The organism is Paraburkholderia bannensis NBRC 103871 (genome assembly GCF_000685015.1).
GTDB lineage: Bacteria > Pseudomonadota > Gammaproteobacteria > Burkholderiales > Burkholderiaceae > Paraburkholderia > Paraburkholderia bannensis.
In genome coordinates this window covers 1-22,307 of the sequence record NZ_BAYA01000002.1, presented here as the reverse complement: position 1 = coordinate 22,307, position 22,307 = coordinate 1, and the positions used below count along the sequence as shown (strand labels likewise).

Below are 22,307 nucleotides of genomic sequence, written 5' to 3'. Positions count from 1 at the left end.
ACGGCGGCGGGCAACGCGGGCGAACCCGCGTAAGTCCCGCCGCTATGCTGCTTTTAATGCCGCTGGTTTGCTGCGGGATTGCCGCAGCGACGGCCTCAGCCCGCAGCGGGCGGCCCGTCCACGGCGCTCAAGCGCGCTCGCGGCTGGGCATGCCAGCGCCGCAGCCAGCGGCAGGCAACGGCGATGGCCGGATCGAGCTGCGCGCTCACGGCGGGGCGCAGGCCCCGGCCATAGTCGTCGAGGGCGAGCGGCTGCACGCCGACCAGCACCAGTTCGCGCGGATAGCGGCCCTTGAGCTGCGCGCACGCGAAGGTATCGGCGAAATCCATCTGGTGCAGGTTGAACGGGCGCGTGCCCAGATGGCGGATGGCGGCGTCGCCTTCGCGCACGCACAGCGTGCCTGGTGCATGGCCGAAATCGGCCGCGTTGAAGACGATCATGCGCTGGGCCGCTTCCACCAGCGGCAGCAGCGCGCGCCCCTCGATGCCGCCCGCCACGAACTCGACGTGCGGCGCGCATTGCCAGTGGGCCTTCATGCGCTCGATCGCGCGCATGCCGAAGCCTGCGTCGCCCCATTGCTCGTTGCCGATACCGAGCACGACGATGCGCGGCGATGCATGCAGGCGCGCGCCGGTGTCTGACGGCGTGCCTACATAGCGGGCGAAGAGTTGAGGAACATGCTCGTAGAGAAAACTCACGCGGCTCACTTGGCGAAGGACAGTAAAGTCAGAATAGTCTTAGGTGTGAGCGGTTTTTGTGTTGACGCCTGTCAAGCTATAGACCCGTTTAGCTGAATGGCTGACGATATTTTGCAGGCCTGAGAATTTGTCTGTCGGTGCATGCCTGGAATGTGCCGCAAAGCGTCAAGGCAATGCCAGGCCTGATGCAATCCTGCCCCGGAGCGCGTCAGACAATACGCATAAAAAAGGAGCGCTCGCAGGCGCTCCTTGTAGTCCATCTGTCGTCGGTGAACGGGACGTCGGGCGGCTTTAAGCGCCCGGCTTGACCACCACCGTGCAGGTCGTGCCCGCCGACAGGATCATGCCGTCCGGCACTTTGTCGATGTGGATGCGCACCGGCACGCGCTGCGCGAGTCGCACCCAGTTGAAGGTCGGGTTCACGTCGGCGAGCAGTTCGCGGCTTTGCGGATTGTCGCGGTCGTAGATGCCGCGCGAGATGCTTTCCACGTGGCCTTCGAGCGTGCCGCCGCTCATCAGCTTGATGTCGGCCTTGTTGCCCACCTGTACGTGCGGCAGTTTGGTTTCTTCGAAGTAGCCGTAGACCCAGAACGAGTGGCTGTCCACGACGGCAAGCTTCGCCTGGCCAGCAATCGCGTAGTCGCCCTTGAACACCTGCAGGTTGGTGATGTAGCCGTCGACCGGCGAGATCACCCGCGTGCGTTCGAGGTTGAGCCTGGCGGCGTCGAGCGCGGCGATGGCCTGCTGGTATTGCGCCTGCGCCGAATTCGCGGTGTGCGAGGCGTTTTCGCGGTTTTCCTGCGAGACCACGAGGCTGTCCATGTCGGCGCGGCGGCGGGCGTCGTCGAGCTTCATGGTCAGCTCGGCCTTGCGTGCGGCGACGGCGGCTTCGGCCTGCTCGACGGCGATCTGGTAGTGCGACGGATCGATCTGCATGAGCAGGTCGCCCTTGTGCACCATCTGGTTGTCCTTCACGGGCAGCTCGACCACGGCGCCGGAGACGTCGGGGGCGATGTTGACGACTTCGGCGCGCACGCGGCCATCGCGCGTCCACGGCTCGTCCATGTAGTGCACCCACAGCGCGCGGCCGACCAGGATGGCGACGACGAAGATGATCGCCGTCGCGATAAAGCCAATGATGTTTCGGATAGTCATGATTGTTCCAAACCGGTTCAACGCCGGTTCAACACGGTTTTCAACGATAGACGGCAAGCCCGATCGCGCAGCACACGACCACGAGCAGGCTCACGCGGAACAGGGACGGGTGCCACACGATGCGATACAGGCCGGTGCGGGCCAGCACGGAATCGAGCACCCAGGTGAGCGCCGCGCCCAGAATGAAGAGCAGCACGATCGCCGGAATGTAGGCGTCCAGAAACGCCACGTCACGAGGCATGGTTCGCTCCTTGTGTATCGCCGGGGCGCTTGCCCGACGGGTTGTTCGTATCGGTACCGGCCGATGCGTCCGGGGCATAGGCCGCGAACGGCGACTGCGGATCGATCAGCGCGGTACGGATGAAATGCAGATGGCTCAGGCAGCGCTGCATCGGGTGGCGCTCTTCGCGCGGCGCGGCCTCGCGCAGCACGTCTTCGAGCACCGCCTGCGCCGCGCCGATGGCGGCCGTGGTCGCGGCGAGCGCGGCGGCATGGCGGCGCGCGTGCGGGCGCTCGAACAGCGCGGCCACGCTCTTGAGCGCCGCGGCCGTTTGCGCGCGCCACGGTGCGCCCTTCGCAAAGCGGGGATGCGTGCCGTGTTGCGCCGTTACCGCCGCCAGTTCCTCGCGCAGATCGATTGCGGCGTTGCCGATTTCGAGCGTCGAGAACATCCAGCGCAGCGTGTCCTGGCGGAACGCTTCATCCTTGCCCGCGAGCGCGTTGAGCTGGAACATCAGGTCGCGCGCGCCGCTTTCGAAGCGGTTGCGCAGGCCCGCCACGCCGGCAATGCCCGGCAGCGCCTGCAGGCGCGCACGGCAGGCATGCACGGCCTGGCCGCGCAGATTGGCGAGCAGGCGGTTGCGCAGCCACGGCGTCGAAGGCGGCAGCAAGACGGCAAACGCGGCCGCCGAGACGATCTGCGAAATCACCAGCGCGAACGCATCGTTGATATAGCCGCTCGGGTTGTACTGCACGACGTTGTCCGGCCCCGCGAGGAAGCACAGGAAGATGCAGTAGCCCACGCCGTAGCCCGCGTAGGCCGGACGCGTCGTCAGGAAGGTGCCGAAGGCGAGCGCCGGTGCGAGCGCGACGCACAGCATCGGAAAGCCGTCGATGTGCGGAAACACGCCGAACGTGAGGATCATGCCGACGATCGACGCGATGATCGTGCCGACCGCCATCTGGCTCGCCATGCGCGTAGGCTGTGGCGACGCCGACGCGAGCGCGCAGGTCGCGGCGGCGTTGAGCACGAGGTTCGTGCCGCTCGGCCAGGCCGTGGCGATCCAGAACGCGCCCAGCAGGCCCATGACGATGGCGGCGCGCACGCCATGCACACTGGCCGCGACCATGTTGGTCTTCGGCACGTAGCGGGCGATCCACTTTTCGCGCGAATGCGTATCGACGGCGAGCGAAGCGTAGGTCGCCGTGTACTCGTTCATCTCGTGCACGAAGCGGTAGAACAGTTCGGTCGCGGTGTCGAAGTCGAGCAGGGCGGCGGCCTTATCGGCGTCGGCAAGCGTTGCTTGCGGCGCGGTTTTCAGCTCAGTTTCCAGCGCCGTTTCCAGCTGCAGGCGGGTTTCGCGCACGCGTTTGGGCAGCGCCGCGCGGTACTGCGAAAGCTGCGCCGAGGCATGCGTCGCATCGGCGGCCGTGAGCACGCGCTCGCCGGCCTTGTCGAAGAGCGGGGCGATCTCGTGGAAATACGGCTCCAGCGCCGCGACCGTGGCCGTCGAGCCTTCGTTGCGCAGACGGTTCATCAGCTGGTGCAGCGCGTGAAAGCGCGTCGACGCCGCCATGAACTCGGTGTTCAGGCGCGCAAGACGCCCCGAGCGCATGCGCGAATCGGGCGACTCGAACACGGCGTTGCTGCGGCTCGCCTCGAAGCCGACGATATCGGCCACAAAGCGCGCGTTGGTCGCTTCGATCTGCGAACGGTCGATGCGCCCGGCCAGCGACGCCGACACATAGTCGACGAACGACGAAAAGCGGCGGCGCACCGTCGAGCGCAGCAGCTCGCCCGTATATTGCGGAAACACGATCGCGCTCACGGCGCCCGACACCAGGATGCCGATCGAGATTTCGGCCACCCGGGTCATCGCGGACATGAACGCGCCATCGGGATGCTGCGAAGCCGGAATGCCGATCAGCGCCGCCGTATAACCGGCGAGCACGAAGCCGTACGAGCGGAAGTTGCGGTTGCGCGCCGCGCCCGCCGTGCAGACGCCGACCCAGATCGCCGTGGTGGCGATGAAGAGTTCGGGTTGCTGCGCGAACAGGCCGATCAGCGCAAGCATCACGACCAGACCGACGAGCGTGCCGCACAGACGGTAGAAGCTCTTGGCGAACACCGGGCCGCTTTGCGGCTGCATCACGATGAACACCGTCGTCATGGCCGTGCGCGGCGAGGGCAGCTCAAGCTTCATCGCAATGCCCAGCGCGATGAGCGCGGCCGCGATGGTCTTGAACAGATACAGCCAGACGAGGCCGTCGGTGCGCGCCCAGTCGGCGAAGGCTTTCAGGAACCCTTGGCCGTCCGCTTGCGAAGTGGAGGAGGAGGCTTGCATCGTCGCGCGCCTCAGTGGCTGGCAGCCGCGTTGCTACCGCTGGCGTCGTCAGCCGACGAACGCGGCGTCAGCAGCGCGGCAGGCGCGAGCGGCACGGCGCGGGTCTTTTTGCCGTGCGCGGGCAATTGCTCGGCGGCCGTCGGGCTGGCGATGGCGGGTGCGGCTGCGGGATCGGCTCCAGCATCGATCGCGCCGCCGCCCAGCGCTGCGACGAGCGTGGCGTGCGCGGTCAGGCGCTCGGCCTGGATGCGCGCGACGCCTTCCTGCGCGCGCAGCAACTGCGTTTGCGCGATCAGCACGTTGAGGTAGTCGGTCAGGCCGCGACGATAGCCTTCCTGCGACAGGTCGTAATTGCGCTGCGCGGCGGCGACCGAGCGATGCGCGTCGTCTTCCTGGGTCGCAAGCGAGCGCATGCGCACCACCTGATCGGCGATTTCCTTGAGCGCGGTGACGATCGTCTGGTTGTACTGGTCGACGGCGATGTCGTAAGCCGCCGACTGCGCGCCGAGCTGCGAGCGCAGGCGGCCGCCGTCGAAGATCGGCAGCGACAGCGCGGGGCCGCCCGCATAGCTGCCGCTGATCGACTTCAGGAACTGGAACATCGGGCCGGCAGCCGCATAGCCGCCCATCGACATGAGCAGGTTGATGTTCGGATAGAAGTCGGCACGGGCGACGTCGATGCCGCGCGCCTGGGCGGCGACCGTCCAGCGCGCCGCCACGATATCGGGGCGATGGCCGATGAGTTCGGCGGGCAGCGCCGAAGGCAGGCCCGCCGGTGCGCCAAGCGAGAGCGCCGGGCGCTGGATTGCTTCGCCCGCGCCGGGGCCCTTGCCCGCGAGCGCGGCGAGCTGGTTCTTGCCCAGCGCGATCGCTTCTTCGAGCGAGTCGATCTGGCGTTCGTATTCGGGCAGCGGCGTTTCGGCCTGGCTCACTTCGAGTTGCGTGCCGATGCCGCCCTTCAGGCGGCGCTGCGCGAGGGCGAGCACCTTCTGCTGTTCGGCGAGCGTCTGCTTCGCGATGTCGAGCAGCGCGTAGTTCATCGACATATCGATGTACGCGCGCGTCACGTTGACTTCGAGTTCGAGCTGCGCGGCGCGCGCGTCGGCGGCCGTGGCGTGCGCGACGTCGAGGGCGCGCTCGGCGTTGTTCTTGTCCTGGCCCCAGAGGTCGAGGTGATACGAGAGGCCGAGCGTGGCGGTGTTGTTCCACGAGTTCGAGTTCGCAAGCGAGCCCGGCCCGTAATAGATGTTGTCCGACCAGTGCTGGCGCTGCACGGACATGCTGCCGTTGATCTGCGGCAGCAGGCCGGCTTCGGCCACGCCCGCCATCGAGCGCGCTTCGCGCACGCGCGCCTGCGCAGCCGCGAGCGACGGATTGCCCGAGATCGAATCCTCGATCCAGGTATTGAGCTGCGGGTCGTTGTAGCCGCGCCACCAGTCGCTGGCGGGCCACTTGGCGTCGGTGTTGGCGGCGCGGATCGCCGAGCCCACGTCCAGTTCACTCGCCTCGACGTGCTTTGCTTGAGGAGCGATCCCCCCGGTACTGGCGCATCCCGCGATTATCAACGAGAACGTAAGAACCGCGGCTACGGCTAGTCCTTTCGGTACCGGAGACTGCACGATTTACTCCCTTAACGGCTATAGATTGATGTGCGTCATTATATTTTTTGCTCGATTGGCGAATAACCGGTAAGGATGCAAGGCATTCTTACCGGTTATGAGATAATTGATTTTGCAAAACGTGCAACAATTCGTCCGTCAGAAAGAGGATTGGTATGGATACGCTTCAAAACATGCGTGTATTCGTCCGGGTGGTCGAGGCGGGCAGCTTTACCGGCGCCGCCCAGCACCTGAATACGACGACGGCTTATGCGTCGCGCGCGGTCTCCGACCTGGAGGCGCACCTGCGCACGCGCCTTCTGAACCGCACGACGCGCCGCATCGCGCTCACCGAGGCCGGCGAGCGTTATCTGCAGCGCTGCGAGCAGATCCTGGCCTACGTGGACCAGGCGGAAGCCGAAGCCGGCGACGCGCATGCACGCCCGTCGGGCAAGCTCAAGGTTCACGCCATGACGAGCTTCGGCCAGCACTATGTGGTGCCGGCGGTGGGGCAGTATCAGGCGCAATACCCCGACGTCCATATCGAATTGACGCTCGCCCAGCGCATGCCCGACCTGCTCGACGAGGGGTATGACGTGGCGCTGGTGCTGGCCACCGACCTGCCGGATTCGGGCTTCGTGTCGCAGCGCCTGACGAGCGCGTTCAGCATCGCCTGCGCGTCGCCCGCCTATCTGGAGCGCTACGGCGTGCCGCAGACGCCGCACGACCTCGCGAATCACCGCTGCCTGCAACTGGTGACGCCGGTCTTCCCTGCGTCGCAATGGCAGTTCACCGGGCCGCAGGGCGCCGAAACGATCGACCTTGGCCCGGCGACCTTCCAGGTGAATGTCGCCGAAGCGATGGCCGTGGGCGTGCGCGAAGGCATGGGTGTGGGGCTGCTGCCGATCTATTCGGCGATCAGCGGGCTGCGCAGCGGCGAACTTGTGTGGATCCTGCCCGAGTACCGCTCGCAGGAGATGACGGTGTTCGCGATGTATCCGTCGCGTCAGTATCTGGACGCGAAGATCCGCACGTGGGTCGAGATGCTGCGCGAGACGCTGCCCGCGACGCTCGCGAAAGACCAGACCGAACTGCGCCGTTTCGCGCGCACGTAAGCATCGTTAATACTCGGGGAGGGCGTGCTGTGACAGGCTGTTACAGCTTCGCCTTCTGGCAACACTTCCTTACGCACAGCCGCGCGGCGGCTTGATAAGGTAGCGCCACTGAAACGCCAATTCGCCAGAACCCCGAGGATTTCCATGGATACGCATTTGATGATCGGCATTGCCGTGATGATGGGCCTGATCGGCATTGCCGCGTCGCGCGACCTGCTGCGTATGCGCCGCGCGCAGCTTCAGCCCGTCACGCTGCGCGTGCAGCGCCCGGTCGATGCACCGCGCGGCCTGCGCTGATCGACCTGAATGATCGACCTGTTTGAGCGTGTGCGCATGCACTGCTGCGCCGCTCAAATCTCCACGACCTTGTCCCACGCAAACGCCGGATTCTCCGGCAGACCGCTGCGCCGGTCGCGATAGCCGCGCGGATTGCACACGACGCGCGTGCCAGCCACGGTGTAATCGAAGCAGGTATGCGTGTGGCCATGGATCCAGAGCGCAGCGGGCGGGCCCACCAGCGCGCCCAGGTCGCTCACGAATCCCGCCGATACCGGATCGCTCGCATAACGCGCCGCCAGGCTTAGCCGATGCGGCGCGTGGTGCGTCACCACGATCGTCTTGCCCGCGAAGGGCTTCGCCAGTTCCGCCTCCAGCCATGCGCGCGCCTGTGCGTGCAACGCCAGCGAATCCGCCGGCGTGAAGTCGCGCGCGCCCGCCTCGGGGCTCGCGGGCCACGAAACCTGAATCAACCCCTTGAAGTCGAGCATCACGCGCAGCGCCGCCGCGATGGCGGTTTCGCGCGCGGCGTCGTCGGCGCCGAACAGCGCGAAGTCGGCCCACAAGGTCGTGCCCAGCACGCGAAAGCGCCCCGCCGGATCGAGATACGTCGTGTTGTTCAGGAAGTGCACGTTGTCGAGCGAGGCGGCGGCGTCGCGCATCGCCGTCTCCAGCGCACCGAGTTCGCCGTCGTAGTACTCGTGATTGCCCGGCACGTAGATCACGGGCACCTGGGGATCGAAGGTTTCGGCGGCCCAGCGCAGGCCGAGCCCGTGATTGTGGATGTCGCCCGCGAGCACGACGAGGTCGGCGTCGGCGTGCGGGATCAGCTCGGGTTCGTCATGCTCCAGATGCAGGTCGGACAGCACGCGGATCTTCACGTCGTCGCCTCCTCGCGGTGGGCGGGATTCGCGTCAGCGAATCACCTTGCCCGGATTCATCAGGTTGAGCGGATCGAGCGCCGTCTTGATCGCGCGCATCATGCCAAGCTCGACTTCGCTCTTGTAGTGTGCGTTCTCTTCGACCTTCAACTGGCCGAGGCCGTGTTCCGCGCTGATCGTGCCGCGATGACGCGCGACGCTGTCGTAGACGATGCGGTTGAGCAGCTTTTCGTTCTCCGCGAGGAACTGCTTCGGGTCGCCGCCTTCAGGCGCCTGCACGTTGTAGTGCAGATTGCCGTCGCCCAGATGGCCGAACGTCACCATGCGCGCGCCTGGCACCGCGCGTGCGATCTCGGCGCCAGTTTCCTCGATGAAATGGCCGATGCGTGAAATCGGCACGCCGATATCGTGCTTCACGTTCAGGCCTTCCTGCGCCTGCGCGAGCGGAATGTGCTCGCGGATATTCCAGAATGCCTGCGATTGCGCGAGGCTTTCTGCGACCACGGCGTCTTCCACGACACCCTGTTCGAGCGCCGCTTCCATGAGGCGCTCGAACAGGGCGCGGCCATGTTCTTCGCTTTCGTTGTCGGACAGTTCGAGCAGCACGACCTGCGCGTGGCGCTCGGCGAACGGATAGCGCAGTTGCGGGAAATGGCGGCCCACGAGTTGCATGCAGAAGTCCGACATCAGCTCGAAGCCGGTGAGCAGCGGCCCCGCGTAGCGCTGGGCGAGCGCGAGGAAATCGAGCGCCGCATGCGCCGAGCCAAGCGCCGCGAGCGCCGTCACGCTGGCCGCCGGCTGCGGGTGCAGCTTCATGACCGCTGCGGTGATGACGCCGAGCGTGCCTTCCGCGCCGATAAACAGATCGCGCAGATCGTAGCCGGTGTTGTCCTTGCGCAGCCCGCGCAGGCCGTCCCACAGCTCGCCTTGCGGCGTCACGACTTCGAGCCCCAGGCACAGCTCGCGCGTGTTGCCGTAGCGCAGCACGCCGGTGCCGCCCGCATTGGTCGAAAGATTGCCGCCGATCGTGCAACTGCCTTCGGCGGCGAGCGAAAGCGGGAACAGGCGGCCGGCGTCGGCGGCGCGCGCCTGCACCTCGGCGAGGATCACGCCGGCTTCGACGGTGATCGTGTTGTTGTGCGCGTCGATTTCGCGCACGCGGTTCAGGCGGCGCAGGCTCAGTACGGCTTGCTGGCCGCTCGCGTCGGGCGTCGCGCCGCCCGCAAGGCCGGTGTTGCCGCCCTGCGGCACAAGCGCGACGCGGTGCGTGTGCGCGAGCTTAACGATGGCGGCGGTTTCTTCGGCGCTGGACGGGCAGAGCACGGCGCAGGTCGCGCCCTGATAGCGCTTGCGCCAGTCGGCGACGTAGGGCGCGGTGTCGTGGGCGTCGGTCAGCACGTGCTGCGCGCCGACCGCGGCGGCGCAGGCGTCAAGGAAGGCTTGCGGAACGGATTGGGTCATGACTCGGTGGGGTGTCGGCGCGTGTCGGTGTTGCGTATCGGTGGTCGTAGGCCACGCTCTGGCATGGGAATGCGGCCGGACTTGTCGCGACTACACGCAATAGCTGGCGAAAAGCCTAGTGTGACACGCCTCGCGCGAGCCTTGCATCGACCTTCGCGTTTTTATCCGGCGTCGCGTTTGGCGCGTCGCGCCGCGCGTTTGAACGGCGAGACGTAAGCGAGCGCGCAGCCGAAGAACGCCAGCGACAGCCCGACCTCGATCCAGCCGAGCATGTCGCCGGGCGCCGGATCGGTCATGCCGCGCACGATGCCTTCGGCGAAGTAGAGCAGCACCAGCATCGATGCCCACTGGAAGGTGTAGAGGCGGCGCCGGAATACGCCGGGCAGCGCGGCTGCAAGCGGCAGCGTCTTGAGCACGAGTGCGCTGCCTCCGGGCCGCAGCGGCGCGATGCGCCACTCCCAGGCGAGGCATAGTGCAGTGAGTGCGGCGAGCACGACGAATGCGCCCATCGCAGCGAAGCTTCGCTTGGCAACAGGCGCGGGTGAGGTTGTCATCGGGACGCGCTCGCGCCGCGAGTTTTGCGATGACGGTAAAGTGCGCGGCTGCGCGTGATCGGCAGGAGACCGCCCGCCGGTCGTTTCAGTGACGTCGGGCGGCCCGCCGCTCATGGCCGTTCGCCTTGTGCGAGCGAGAGCGAGGCGCGCGCGAGCCGCACGCCCAGCGCCACGGCCAGCGCTTTTTCATCGGCGCTCAGACCGTGGCCGCGTCCGTCCGAACGCGCGTGATGCGACGCGCCGTAAGGCGTGCCGCCACCGTCCGTCGAAGACAGCGCGCTTTCGGTGTACGGAATGCCGACGAGCAGCATGCCGTGGTGCAGCAGCGGCAGCATCATCGACAGCAGCGTGCTTTCCTGGCCGCCGTGCAGGCTGCCGGTGGACGTGAACACACAGCCAGGCTTGCCGGCGAGCGCGCCTGCGAGCCACTGCGGCGTAGTGCCGTCGAGAAAGTACTTGAGCGGCGCGGCCATATTGCCGAAGCGCGTGGGCGAGCCGAGCGCGAGGCCCGCGCATTCTTCGAGGTCGCGCAACTCCGCGTAGGGCGGGCCGTCGTCGGGAATATCGGGTGCGGTGGCTTCGCAGACCGTGGATACAGGCGGCACCGTGCGCACGCGCGCTTCGGCGCCCGGCACGCTGTCGATGCCCTGGGCGATGGCGCGCGCGAGTTCGCGGGTGGCGCCATGGCGGCTGTAGTAAAGCACAAGAATCGGTTTCATCGGGCCTCGTCGGTGGACGGGATATTATAGGGTCTGGGTTCGGCGCGGTTTTCGCAGCGTGCCCACGGGGTTTCCAGCGGCGTGCCGGGCAACAGGCCAGGGGCGTGCCGCACCGTCTGGAGAAGGCTGGACAATGGACGTGTTGTCGAGAGTAAGGATCGATCTGGATATCGTGAAGCGGCTGGCGCGCTTCGCGGCGCGGCGCAGCCGTGAGGATCGCATTGCGCAGGTGGCGGGCAGCCTGACGTTTACGACCATGCTGGCCATCGTGCCGCTGGCGACGGTCGCCTTCGCGCTCTTCACGGCGTTCCCCATCTTCGCGTCGTTCCAGAATTCGCTACAGGGTTTTCTCGCCGATCACCTGATGCCGGCGCAGATCAACAGCCAGATCTTCCTCTACCTGAACCAGTTCGCGTCCAAGGCCAAGGGCCTCACGACGATGGGCATGATCGTGCTGTTCGTCACGTCCGTCATGACGATGATGACGGTCGAATCGGCCTTCAATCTCATCTGGCGCGTGCGCAAGGCGCGGCCTTTCGCGCAGCGCGTGCTGGTGTACTGGGCGATTCTTACGCTCGGGCCGATCTTGATCGGCGTGAGTCTGTCGATTTCGTCGTATTTGTTTACGCGCTCGCTGGCGCTGGCCACCGAACAGCATGTTTCGATGGTGTTCGACTGGATGCTGATCGGCGCGTCGCTGCCGCTTACGGCGCTGGCTTTCACGATGCTCTACGTCTATATGCCGAACTGCCGCGTGGCATGGCGCGATGCGGTGATCGGCGGGATTGCGGCGGCCGTGGCGTTCGAACTGGCCAAGCGCGGCTTCGGCTATTACGTGCGGCGGATTCCAACTTACACGGCGGTGTATGGCGCGTTCGCGGCGGCACCGATGTTCCTGCTCTGGATGTACCTGAGCTGGTTCATCACGCTGGTGGGCGCGATGATTACGTCGGCGTTGCCGGAGATCCGTACGGGCCGTTTCAACCGGCCGCGCTTTCCTGGCAGCGACCTGCTGGACGCGCTCGAATTGCTCGGCGGTCTCGCCGAAACGCGCGATGCCGGCAGTCCCGGCCTGAACAGCGAGCAGATTGCCCAGCTATTGCGCCGAGACCTGGCCACCGTGACGCGGCTGGTGAATATCCTCGAAGAAGACGAATTGATCGCGCAGCTGGAGCGGGACGGCGCGCAGCCGCATTACGTGCTGATCGCCAACCCGGCGCGTATTTCGGTGGAGCGCATCTACGCGCGCTTTGTCATCGATCGCAAGGAACTGGCGTATCAACTGAAGTCGAGCGATATCGATGCCGGGATGCTGCTGAGCGCGCTGGAAAACGACAAGCTGTCGGTTTCACTGGCCTCGTTGCTGGCGGCGCGCCGCGAACTGGCGCGCCTGGCCGAAGCGAACGGTCACCCGCCCGGACTGCCGCACCCGGCGGCGTGAAGCCTTGCGCCGGGGTGTCCGGGCGTTGGGGCAGACGGGCTAAAGCGAGATCTTCCCGCGACAGATATCCGAGAACATGACCCAATCGCCCATCAGGCTGTAGAACGGATGGCGGAAGGTGGCGGGGCGGTTCTTCTCGAACATGAAGTGGCCGATCCAGGCAAAGCCGTAGCCGCAGATCACGGCGGCGGGTAACCAGAGCCAGATGCCGGTGGCGATGGCCATGGCTATGCAGCCGATCACGCCCAGCGAGCCGATGAAATGCAGCCGCCGCGACATGAGGTTGCTGTGTTCGCTCAGGTAGAACGGGTAAAACTCCGCAAAGTTCGCGAAGTGCTGATGCTCGCTGTGGGTGGCGTGTGTCATGTCTCCTCCTGGCGCGTGGGGGACTCGGACGGGTGCGCAAGGGATGCGCCTGTGCCACATTTTCTTGCTAATCGAACGACCGTGCAAGTCGGGGAAAGCCTCGGTTGTAGCGTGTCCTGCATCGCCGTTTTCCGAGGCGTTTTCCCATTGCCGCCGCGCTCGCTCAGCCGTTTCCGATGCGTGGCGCATTCACCGCAAAATCGTAAAGCGCATCGAGCGTGGCGTCGGGTTGCTCGGTCATCAGCGCGTGGCCCGCATCGAGCGATACCGTATCGAAGCGCACGCCCGCATCCTTGAACGTCCTCGTAATTTCATTTGTCGCGCGCGGCGGGGTCATCATGTCGCGCTTGCCGACGATCAGGCGCACCGGACACACCACTTTCGCCGCGCTTGTCAGGCCGTCGGCATAGGCGTTGCAGGCGGCGAAATCGGCATGGAACAGCTGCGGCTCGCCTTTGGCCGAGACGCGTTCCATCAGGCGCTGATTCATGCCGCGCAGCCAGAATCCCGGGCCTGGGCTTGACGGCTTGGCCGCGAGCGTCGAATGCGACCAGGCGTTCACGAGCGCGATAGCTTCGGGTTCGCGTTCGCGCGCGGCTTCGAGCAACGCGGGAGAAACCGCCATCGGAAACGCTGTGGCGAGCAGGGCGATGGCTCTGGCGCGCGCGGGATGGCGCGCCGCGAACTCCAGCGCGACGAGCGAGCCCATGCTGTGGCCTGCGACGATCGCTTTGTCCACCTTCAGCGCGGCGAGCAGCGCATCGAGCCAGTCGGCGATCGCGTCGATACTGGTGAGCGCGGGGCCGGCACTGCGCATATGGCCGGGTAGATCGACGGCCAGCACGCTGAAACCGTGATGTGCGAAATAGCGCGATTGCAGGCCCCAGACGCTGTGATCGTGCTGTGCGCCGTGCACGAACACGATCACGGGCAGCGCCGGATCGAACGTCCGGCCGCCGGTGTAGGCGTAGACGCTTTGACCTCTCACTTCGACGATCATGACGCCTCCTTGCCGGAAGCGCCCGAGGCGCCCTTGGCGGGGCTGCTGCTTTTCTGCGAGGCCTTGAGCGCGCGTTTGAGATCGTCGATCAGATCGTCGGGATCTTCCAGGCCGATCGACAGCCGGATTGTGCCCGCGCCGATGCCCGCGTTTTTCAGCGCCGCTTCGTCCATGCGGAAATGCGTGGTGGAAGCGGGATGGATCACGAGCGAACGCGCGTCGCCAACGTTGGCGAGGTGCGAAAAGAGCGCGAGCGATTCGATGAAGCGCTTGCCCGCCTCGCGGCCGCCCTTGAGGTCGAAGCTGAACACGGCGCCCGCGCCGCGCGGCAGCAGGCGCTGGGCGAGCGCGTAGTCGCGATGACTTTCGAGTTCCGGATAGGCGACCGCTTCCACGGCGTCGTGCGCTGCGAGAAATGGCACGATGCGACGCGTGTTCGCGACATGGCGCTCCATGCGTAGCGGCAGCGTTTCGATCCCTTGCAGCAACTGCCATGCGGCCTGCGGATGCAGGCAGGCGCCGAAGTCGCGCAAGCCTTCGCGACGCGCGCGCAACAGGAACGGTGCGACGCTGCTTTCCTCGCTGAACACCATGCCGTGAAAGCCCGCGTAGGGCTGCGTGAATTCGGGGAATTGTCCCGAAGCCTCGAAATCGAACGTGCCGCCATCGACCAGCACGCCGCCGATAGTCGTGCCGTGGCCACCGAGGAATTTGGTCGCCGAGTGATAGACGAAGTCCGCGCCATGTTCGAAGGGGCGCAGCAGATAGGGCGTCGTGAACGTCGAGTCGACGAGCAGGGGCACGCGATGCTCATGCGCGATCTGCGCAACTGCGGCGATATCCAGCACGTCGAGCCCCGGATTGCCGAGCGTTTCGCCGAACAGCAGGCGCGTATTGGGTCGCAGCGCCGCGCGCCAGGCGTCGAGGTCGCCGGGCTTCACGAAGGTTGTCTCGATGCCGAAGCGGCGCAACGTGTAGTCGAGCAGGTTGTGCGAGCCGCCATAGAGCGCCGCCGACGCGACAATGTGCGCGCCCGCGCCCATCAGCGTGGCGATCGCCAGGTGCAGCGCGGCCTGGCCGCTGGCGGTGCCGATCGCACCCGCGCCGCCTTCGAGCGCGGCGACGCGCTCCTCGAACACCGCCACCGTGGGGTTCGAGATACGCGAATAGACTTGACCCGCGCGTTCCATATTGAAGAGCGCGGCGGCGTGATCGGTGTCGCGGAACGCGAACGACGTGGTCTGATAGATCGGCGTCGCGCGGGCGCCGGTGACGGGGTCGGGCGCGGCGCCAGCATGCAGCGCGAGCGTGTCGAAGCGGGGATCGGACATTCTGGCAGCACAGCCGGCGCGAACCGGCGACGGGTGAAAGGTGCTCGCATCGTATCACCGACCGTGCGGTCAGCAAACGCGTCGCGAAGCCCGCCGCACTACCGGGGGAGCGCCTGAAACCCTTGTGGGGCGGGGCTCGCAGAAGGTTGCCCCCTGACCGTACGGTATAACCCGAATGGCCTACGCTCGATCGCGCAACACGCACAGGGGTTTGCCTTGCGCCGCGCCAGCCGCGCTTTTCAGGGCCCGAATTCGCATTTCGGCCCGCTTTCCTGCGGCTTTTCTTTTGACGGCCTTTCCGCTAGGATCGAAAACAGGTAGGTATCTTTTCAGCATCTCCCCCCAATCGACCAGCATTTCCCCGGAGACACATCATGCGTGTGAGCGATATTCTCAAGGTCAAGGGCAATACGCTCTACACCGTCACGCCGGACACGGCGCTGCACGACGCCGTCAACACTATGGCCGAGCACGACATCGGCTCGCTCGTGGTCATGGAGTACGGCGATCTCGTCGGCATGCTCACGTTCCGCGAGATCATCATGACGTTGCGCACCAACGGCGGCAGCGTTGGCACCACGACGATCCGCAAGGTCATGGACGACCATCCCATCACCTGCACGCCCGAAACCGAAGTGGACGAAGTGCGCCGCATGATGCTCGAACATCACGTGCGCTACCTGCCCGTGATGGAAAGCCGCTCGCTGATGGGCGTGATTTCGTTCTACGACGTCGCCAAGGCCGTGGTCGAGGCACAGGGTTTCGAAAACAAGCTGCTGAAGGCTTATATCCGCGACTGGCCCGAAGAAGAGCGTCACTCGGCGACGTGATCGGCCTGATCGCCGGGTAAAAGGGCGAACGGGTTTCGCCATGCCCTCGAAGTACCCGCATGAAAAGCGCGCGTCAGGCGCGCTTTTTCACGTCTGACGACTGATTCCGACCGCATAAAAACAACGCGATGAACGATAGACCGATGCACGCCGCGCAGTCGGCGCCCGCCGAAGAACACGCCCACGGCTCGCAGTTCGCGCTGCTGCGCCAGCGACGTTTTGCGCCGTTCTTCTGGACGCAGTTCCTCGGCGCGATGAACGACAACGTGTTCAAGATCGGTTTTACGTCGCTTGTGACCTATCAGGCTTCGCGCTTTTCGGGCGTCGACCCTAAGACCGTGGCGTTCCTGATTTCCGCCATCTTCATCGTGCCGTTCGTGCTGCTCTCCGCGACGTCGGGGCAGGTTGCGGACAAGTACGACAAGGCCGTGCTCACGCGCTGGGTCAAGACCTTCGAGATCGCGGTGATGCTGGTCGGCGCGGCGGGTTTCTGGATGCACAGCGCGCCGCTGCTCTATCTGTGCACGTTCCTGATGGGCGTGCATTCGACGGTGTTCGGGCCGATCAAGTACGCGTATCTGCCGCAAAAGCTCTCGGACGATGAACTCGTGGGCGGCAATGGGCTCGTGGAAATGGGCACGTTCGTCGCCATCCTGATCGGCACGATCATGGGCGGGATCGCGGCGGGCATCGGCGCGAGCGATGCGGCGACGAACGCCGCAACGGGAACGCCAGTTGGCGCATGGTGGCTCGGCGGCCTGTGCATCGTCATCGCGCTGATCGGTCGCGTGGCCAGCAGTTTCGTGCCGCCGTGCGCGTCCTTGCAGCCCAACCTGCGCATCAACTGGAACCCGTTTTCCGAGACCTGGCGCAATCTGGGCCTCGCGCGCGAGAACCGCACTGTGTTCCTGAGCCTGCTGGGGATTTCGTGGCTGTGGTTCGTCGGCGCGACCTTTCTGGCGTCGTTCTTTAATTTCGCGAAGGACGTCCTGTCCGCCGACCCCGATGTCGTGACGCTGTTGCTCGCGATGTTCTCGCTGGGCATCGGCTTCGGTTCGCTGATGTGCGAAAAGCTCTCGCGCCGCCGTATCGAGATCGGCCTCGTGCCGCTCGGCTCGATCGGCATGAGCGTGTTCGGCATCGACCTGTTCTTCGCGAGTCACGCGCTGCCGGCCGCGCCGCATCTGCTGTCGGTGGGCGAGTTCGTGGGCACGCTCGCGCATTGGCGCGTGCTGGCCGATCTGTTCCTGCTTGCGATGTTCGGCGGTTTTTACAGCGTGCCGCTCTATGCGCTGATCCAGAGCCGTAGCGCGCCGAGTCATCGCGCGCGCATCATTGCCGCCAATAACATCCTCAACTCGCTGTTCATGATTGCCTCCGCGCTCATGGCGATGGGGCTGTCGGCGGCTGGCGTCGGCGTGCCGGGCATTTTTCTGACGACCGCGCTGCTCAACATCGTCGTGGCGGCCTACATCTACACACTCGTGCCCGAATTCCTGCTGCGCTTCGTGGCGTGGGTGCTGGTGCACACGGTCTATCGCGTGCGCCTCGTGAACACCGACCGTATTCCCGCCGAAGGCCCCGCGGTGCTGGTCTGCAACCACGTGAGCTTTGTCGACGCAGTGGTCATCATGGCCGAAAGCCCGCGGCCGATCCGCTTCGTGATGGATCACCAGATTTTCCGTTCGCCGTTTCTCGGCTGGATGTTCCGCCATGCGAAGGCGATTCCGATTGCGCCCGCACACCAGGATGCGGCGCTGCTGGCGGCGGCCTACGATGCCTGCGCTGCCGCGCTCGCCGAGGGCGAACTCGTCTGCATCTTTCCCGAAGGCAAGATCACGCGCGACGGCGAAATGAACCCGTTCCGCCACGGCGTGACGGAGATCCTCAAGCGCCATCCCGCGCCGGTCGTGCCGATGGCGCTGCGTGGGCTGTGGGGAAGCATGTTTTCGCGCCATGCGGCGTCGGGGCAGGAGCGGCCCACACGGCGCGGCCTGACGAGCCGGCTCACGCTGGCGGTGGGAGAGCCGGTGGCGCCTGCTGACGTCACGGTCGAGGGACTTCAGCGTGCGGTGTCGGATCTGCGCGGCGTGCGGCGCTAGGCGAAACGTAGCGACAGGTAGCGACAAATGGCGACAAAGCGCGAGGAAGAGTGACGAGGAATGACAGACGCCGCGGCGCCCGCTGACAGGCCACCCGGGCGCGCTGCCGCACGGGCTGGCATAATGCTGGATTCCCCGAATCACTTTGGACGACTGCCATGTCCGGCAACACGCTCGGTACGCTTTTCACCGTCACCACCTTCGGCGAATCCCATGGCCCGGCTATCGGCTGTGTCATCGACGGCTGCCCGCCCGGCATGGCGCTCACCGAAGCCGACATCCAGATCGACCTCGATCGCCGCCGTCCCGGCACGTCGCGCCACGTCACGCAGCGCCAGGAAGCCGACCAGGTCGAAATCCTCTCGGGCGTGTTCGAGGGCGTCACGACCGGCACGCCCATCGCGCTCCTGATCCGCAACACCGACCAGCGCAGCAAGGACTACGGCAACATCGTCGAGACCTTCCGCCCCGGCCACGCCGACTACACCTACTGGCAGAAGTACGGTATCCGCGACTATCGCGGCGGTGGCCGTTCGTCGGCGCGCCTGACGGCGCCCACGGTGGCGGCGGGCGCGGTCGCGAAGAAGTGGTTGCGCGAGCGTTTCGGCGTGGAAGTGCGCGGCTACATGAGCGCGCTTGGCGAGATCGACGTGCCGTTCGTCGCGTGGGAACACGTGCATGAAAACCCGTTCTTCGCGCCTAACGCCGATGTGGTGCCGCAGCTCGAAGACTACATGGACGCCCTGCGCAAGGACGGCGACTCGATCGGCGCGCGCATCAACGTGGTCGCGAGCGGCGTGCCGGTGGGCTGGGGCGAGCCGCTGTTCGACCGCCTCGACGCCGATATCGCGCACGCCATGATGGGCATCAACGCGGTCAAGGGCGTGGAAATCGGCGCGGGCTTCGCGAGCGTGGCGCAACGCGGCTCGACGCACGGCGACGAGCTCACGCCCAATGGCTTCCACGGCAATCACGCGGGCGGCATCCTGGGCGGCATTTCGACGGGGCAGGACATCACTGTGTCCGTCGCGATCAAGCCCACATCGAGCATCCGCACGCCGCGCCGCTCGATCGACAAGGCGGGCGAGCCTGCCGTGGTCGAGACCTTTGGCCGCCACGATCCGTGCGTGGGCATTCGCGCCACGCCGATCGCCGAAGCCATGCTCGCGCTCGTGCTGATCGACCATGCGATGCGCCATCGCGCGCAGAACGGCGATGTGGTTGTATCGACGCCGAAGATCGCGGCCAGCGACGTCTGAACGTCAGTCATCAGGAAGGTGCGCGGCAGGGTGTCGCATTGCGGGCCCTGCACGCATCTTTTTAAGACTTCGCCAATGTACTGGCGCAGTGCAGTCTCATAAATTGCCTGGATTGGCGTGGTTCGCGCCGTCACCAGGTTGTTTTCATGAACGCTGCACTTCCTCCTGTTCCTCCTGTTCCTCCTGCATCTCCCTCCGATATCCGCCAGAGCGCACGGTCGCTGCTTGCTGCGGGCGCAAACGACGCCGCGCTTGAGGCGCTCGCACGCGTGCTGGAAGCCCATCCGGCTGATCCCGAAGCACTCGAACTGGCGGCGTGCGCGCTGGCTGGCCTTGGCCGGCCAGGCGTGGCCCAGCCGCCGGCTACGCGCCGTGCGCGTGCCGATGCCCACTTCGCGTTAGGCGCGTGGCTGTATCGGCGTGGCCGTATGGCTGCTGCCGCAGCCGCGTACGCGCGCGTGTTGTCGCTGCGCCCGGATGACGCCGATGCGCTCGCGAACGTCGGCGTCGTGCTGATGCACGAAGCGCGCATGGACGAAGCGGAAACCACGCTGTCGCGCGCGCTGAAGATCGATCCGAACCACGTCGTCGCCTTGCTTCATCAGGGACTGTTGATGTGGCGGCTCGGCCGACTCGCCGAATCGGAGGCCGCGTATCGCGCGGCGCTTGAGCGCGATGCGAGCAACGTGCTCGCCTGGAACAATCTCGGCTTGCTGCTCAAGGACATGAACCGGCTGCACGAATCCGAAGCGGCGTGTCGGCGCGCGCTGGCGCTCGATGCCAATCTCGCCGAGGTGCACAACAACCTCGGCAACGCACTGTGGCAACTGGGCCGCGTCGAGGAGTCGATCGACGCCTATCGACACGCGCTCGCGCTGCGTCCGGACTACACGGCCGCCCGCACGAACCTGGCGTTGCCGCTGCTGCGGCTCGGCAACTACGAAGAAGGATGGCCGCTATACGAGTCGCGGCACGATCCGTCGATGGGCGTGGGGGGAGTCGCGCGAGCGCCGGTGCCGTATCCGCAATGGCAGGGCGAGTCGCTCGCCGGCAAATCGATCCTGGTGTGGCCGGAGCAAGGTCTGGGCGACAGCCTGCAATTCTGCCGCTACGTGCCGATGCTCAAGGCCCTGGGGGCGGCGCAGGTGAGCGTGGCGTGCGCGCCGACGCAGCAGCGACTGTTCGAAACGCTGGCGGGCGCCGATCGGGTGATTGCGCTGAACGGCCAGGGGCGGATCGAGCGGCATGACTACTGGTGCCTGATGATGAGCCTGCCGTTGCGCTTCGGCACGACGGTCGCGACGATTCCCGCCCGCGTGCCGTACCTGCATGCGCAACCGGGAGAAGTCGAGCAATGGCAAGCACGGTTGCCGAAGGGGGCGCTGAAGGTCGGGCTTGTGTGGGCGGGCAATCCGCGCGCGGATCAGGCGAGCTCGAACGCGATCGACCAGCGCCGTTCGCTGGATGCGCAGTCGTTCGTGCCTTTGCTGGGCACGCCTGGCGTGACGTTCGTCAGCTTGCAGATGGGCGACGCGACGCGCCCGCAGATCGCGAATCTTCCGGCCGCGCTGCGGCCGTTCGATCCGATGAGCGACGTGCGCGATTTCGCCGATACGGCCGCGATCGTCGCGAATCTCGACCTGGTGATTACCGTCGATACGTCGATGGCGCACCTGGCCGGGGCGCTCGGCAGGCCGGTGTGGGTGCTGTCGCGTTACGGCGCGTGCTGGCGCTGGTTCAAGGATCGCGAAGATTCGCCGTGGTATCCCGGCGCGCGCGTGTTTCGCCAGACGCGGCCCGATGCGTGGGACGATGTGCTGCGGCGCGTGCAACAGGCGCTGGTGGAGCTGGCCGCGTTGCGCGCTGCCGTGTGACGGCGACGCCAGAAATGCAAAAAGGGCCGCGCGAGCGGCCCTTTCGGTGACTGATTGCTGCTTTACATGTTCGGATAGTTCGGGCCGCCACCACCTTCCGGCGTGACCCAGACGATGTTTTGCGTCGGATCCTTGATGTCGCAGGTCTTGCAGTGCACGCAGTTCTGCGCGTTGATCTGCAGGCGGTCGCTGCCGTCGTCGTTCTTCACGAACTCGTACACCGCGGCAGGGCAGAAGCGCGCTTCCGGGCCTGCATAGGTGCGCAGGTTCACGTCGACGGGCACGCTGGCGTCTTTCAGCGTCAAATGCGCGGGCTGGTTCTCTTCGTGATTCGTGTTCGAGATGAACACCGAAGACAGCCGGTCGAACGTGAGCTTGCCGTCAGGTTTCGGATACTCAATCGGCTTGCACTGCGACGCGGGCTTGAGCATCTCGTTGTCGCGATGCTGGTGGTGCAGCGTCCACGGCACGTTGCCGCCCAGCAGCTTCTGCTCGATGCCGACCATCAGCGTGCCCAGGTACAGGCCCTTGCTCATCCACTGCTTGAAGTTGCGCGCCTTGTACAGTTCTTCGTGCAGCCACGACTGCTTGAAGCCTTCCGGATACGCCGCGAGTTCGTCGCCCTGACGGCCCGCCTGCACGGCCTCGAATGCCGCGTCTGCAGCCAGCATGCCGGTCTTGATCGCCGCGTGGCTGCCCTTGATGCGCGAGGCGTTCAGGAAGCCCGCATCGTCGCCGACCAGCGCGCCGCCCGGGAACACGAGCTTGGGCAGCGACATCAGGCCGCCTGCCGTGATCGCGCGTGCGCCATACGAGACGCGCTTGCCGCCTTCCAGGTACTTGCGGATTTCCGGGTGCGTCTTGTAGCGCTGGAATTCCTCGAACGGCGAGAGATACGGATTCGTGTACGCGAGACCGACGACAAACCCCACCATCACCTGGTTGTTGTCGATGTGGTACAGGAACGAGCCGCCGTACGTATCGTTCTCCAGCGGCCAGCCTGCGGTGTGGATCACGAGGCCCGGCTTGTGCCTGGCCGGATCGATCTCCCAGAGTTCCTTGATGCCGATGCCGTAGACCTGC

The 22,307-nt window shown here is 65.9% G+C and carries 20 protein-coding genes; 7 read left to right on the top strand and 13 right to left on the bottom strand.

Annotated features, from left to right (window positions below):
• Positions 1-95: 95 nt before the first annotated feature.
• The 5 genes from BBA01S_RS39830 to BBA01S_RS02815 form a co-directional block, all read right to left on the bottom strand.
• A complete protein-coding gene (locus tag BBA01S_RS39830; RefSeq protein WP_052391657.1) occupies positions 96-698 on the bottom strand; it encodes a hydrogenase maturation protease in 603 nt (200 codons plus the stop codon).
• Between the two features lie 291 nt (positions 699-989).
• Positions 990-1,853 carry an efflux RND transporter periplasmic adaptor subunit gene (locus tag BBA01S_RS02830; RefSeq protein ID WP_027815100.1) on the bottom strand — a complete coding sequence of 288 codons (864 nt, stop codon included), beginning with the start codon at positions 1,851-1,853 and terminating at the stop codon, positions 990-992.
• 40 nt (positions 1,854-1,893) lie between these two features.
• A complete protein-coding gene (locus BBA01S_RS02825; protein WP_027815099.1) occupies positions 1,894-2,094 on the bottom strand; it encodes a DUF1656 domain-containing protein in 201 nt (66 codons plus the stop codon).
• Entirely contained in the window at positions 2,084-4,417 is a 2,334-nt protein-coding gene (locus BBA01S_RS39825) for an FUSC family protein (protein WP_042295797.1), read from the bottom strand. The genes BBA01S_RS02825 and BBA01S_RS39825 overlap by 11 nt, the downstream gene beginning before the upstream one ends.
• 11 nt (positions 4,418-4,428) lie before the next feature.
• Positions 4,429-6,036, bottom strand: a complete 1,608-nt coding sequence (locus BBA01S_RS02815; protein WP_027815098.1) for an efflux transporter outer membrane subunit — start codon at positions 6,034-6,036, stop codon at positions 4,429-4,431.
• A gap of 155 nt (positions 6,037-6,191) precedes the next feature.
• Between BBA01S_RS02815 and BBA01S_RS02810 the strand changes: the two genes are divergently transcribed.
• On the top strand, positions 6,192-7,130 hold the full coding sequence (locus tag BBA01S_RS02810) for a LysR family transcriptional regulator (protein ID WP_027815097.1): 939 nt from the start codon (positions 6,192-6,194) through the stop codon (positions 7,128-7,130).
• 144 nt (positions 7,131-7,274) lie between these two features.
• On the top strand, positions 7,275-7,427 hold the full coding sequence (locus tag BBA01S_RS47475) for a hypothetical protein (protein ID WP_167335995.1): 153 nt from the start codon (positions 7,275-7,277) through the stop codon (positions 7,425-7,427).
• 53 nt (positions 7,428-7,480) lie between these two features.
• Here BBA01S_RS47475 and BBA01S_RS02800 read toward each other — a convergent pair whose 3' ends face one another.
• The 4 genes from BBA01S_RS02800 to wrbA form a co-directional block, all read right to left on the bottom strand.
• Positions 7,481-8,287 carry a metallophosphoesterase gene (locus BBA01S_RS02800; protein WP_027815096.1) on the bottom strand — a complete coding sequence of 269 codons (807 nt, stop codon included), beginning with the start codon at positions 8,285-8,287 and terminating at the stop codon, positions 7,481-7,483.
• 33 nt (positions 8,288-8,320) lie between these two features.
• A complete protein-coding gene (locus tag BBA01S_RS02795; protein WP_027815095.1) occupies positions 8,321-9,748 on the bottom strand; it encodes an FAD-binding oxidoreductase in 1,428 nt (475 codons plus the stop codon).
• A 161-nt stretch (positions 9,749-9,909) separates the two neighbouring features.
• A complete protein-coding gene (locus BBA01S_RS02790) occupies positions 9,910-10,302 on the bottom strand; it encodes a DUF2069 domain-containing protein (RefSeq protein WP_027815094.1) in 393 nt (130 codons plus the stop codon).
• Positions 10,303-10,412: 110 nt separating this feature from the next.
• Positions 10,413-11,021, bottom strand: coding sequence for an NAD(P)H:quinone oxidoreductase (gene wrbA / locus BBA01S_RS02785; protein ID WP_027815093.1), 609 nt, complete (start codon positions 11,019-11,021; stop codon positions 10,413-10,415).
• A gap of 133 nt (positions 11,022-11,154) precedes the next feature.
• On the opposite strand from wrbA, the gene BBA01S_RS02780 reads away from it, so the two are divergent.
• On the top strand, positions 11,155-12,462 hold the full coding sequence (locus BBA01S_RS02780; RefSeq protein ID WP_174479155.1) for a YihY family inner membrane protein: 1,308 nt from the start codon (positions 11,155-11,157) through the stop codon (positions 12,460-12,462).
• A gap of 39 nt (positions 12,463-12,501) precedes the next feature.
• Here the strand turns inward: BBA01S_RS02780 and BBA01S_RS02775 are convergent, their stop codons facing one another.
• The 3 genes from BBA01S_RS02775 to BBA01S_RS02765 all read right to left on the bottom strand — a co-directional run bounded on the left by BBA01S_RS02775 (position 12,502) and on the right by BBA01S_RS02765 (position 15,159).
• Positions 12,502-12,828 (bottom strand): DUF962 domain-containing protein, encoded by a 327-nt coding sequence (locus BBA01S_RS02775; protein WP_027815091.1) that lies wholly within the window; start codon positions 12,826-12,828, stop codon positions 12,502-12,504.
• A 163-nt stretch (positions 12,829-12,991) separates the two neighbouring features.
• Positions 12,992-13,828: an alpha/beta fold hydrolase gene (locus BBA01S_RS02770; RefSeq protein ID WP_027815090.1), complete on the bottom strand. Its 837-nt coding sequence runs from the start codon at positions 13,826-13,828 to the stop codon at positions 12,992-12,994.
• Complete coding sequence (locus BBA01S_RS02765; RefSeq protein WP_027815089.1) at positions 13,825-15,159, bottom strand: O-acetylhomoserine aminocarboxypropyltransferase; 1,335 nt, start codon at positions 15,157-15,159, stop codon at positions 13,825-13,827. Before BBA01S_RS02765 ends, BBA01S_RS02770 begins: the two co-directional genes overlap by 4 nt.
• Positions 15,160-15,533: 374 nt before the next feature.
• Between BBA01S_RS02765 and BBA01S_RS02760 the strand changes: the two genes are divergently transcribed.
• The 4 genes from BBA01S_RS02760 to BBA01S_RS39820 all read left to right on the top strand — a co-directional run bounded on the left by BBA01S_RS02760 (position 15,534) and on the right by BBA01S_RS39820 (position 21,224).
• Complete coding sequence (locus tag BBA01S_RS02760; RefSeq protein WP_027815088.1) at positions 15,534-15,989, top strand: CBS domain-containing protein; 456 nt, start codon at positions 15,534-15,536, stop codon at positions 15,987-15,989.
• Positions 15,990-16,117: 128 nt separating this feature from the next.
• Positions 16,118-18,091 carry an MFS transporter gene (locus BBA01S_RS02755; protein WP_027815087.1) on the top strand — a complete coding sequence of 658 codons (1,974 nt, stop codon included), beginning with the start codon at positions 16,118-16,120 and terminating at the stop codon, positions 18,089-18,091.
• Positions 18,092-18,249: 158 nt separating this feature from the next.
• On the top strand, positions 18,250-19,350 hold the full coding sequence (aroC, locus tag BBA01S_RS02750) for a chorismate synthase (RefSeq protein WP_027815086.1): 1,101 nt from the start codon (positions 18,250-18,252) through the stop codon (positions 19,348-19,350).
• A gap of 146 nt (positions 19,351-19,496) precedes the next feature.
• Complete coding sequence (locus tag BBA01S_RS39820) at positions 19,497-21,224, top strand: tetratricopeptide repeat protein (RefSeq protein ID WP_042295794.1); 1,728 nt, start codon at positions 19,497-19,499, stop codon at positions 21,222-21,224.
• Between the two features lie 62 nt (positions 21,225-21,286).
• On the opposite strand, the gene BBA01S_RS02740 is transcribed toward BBA01S_RS39820, so the two are convergent.
• Positions 21,287-22,307: electron transfer flavoprotein-ubiquinone oxidoreductase (locus tag BBA01S_RS02740; protein ID WP_027815085.1), on the bottom strand; the 1,021-nt coding region annotated here is incomplete at its 5' end.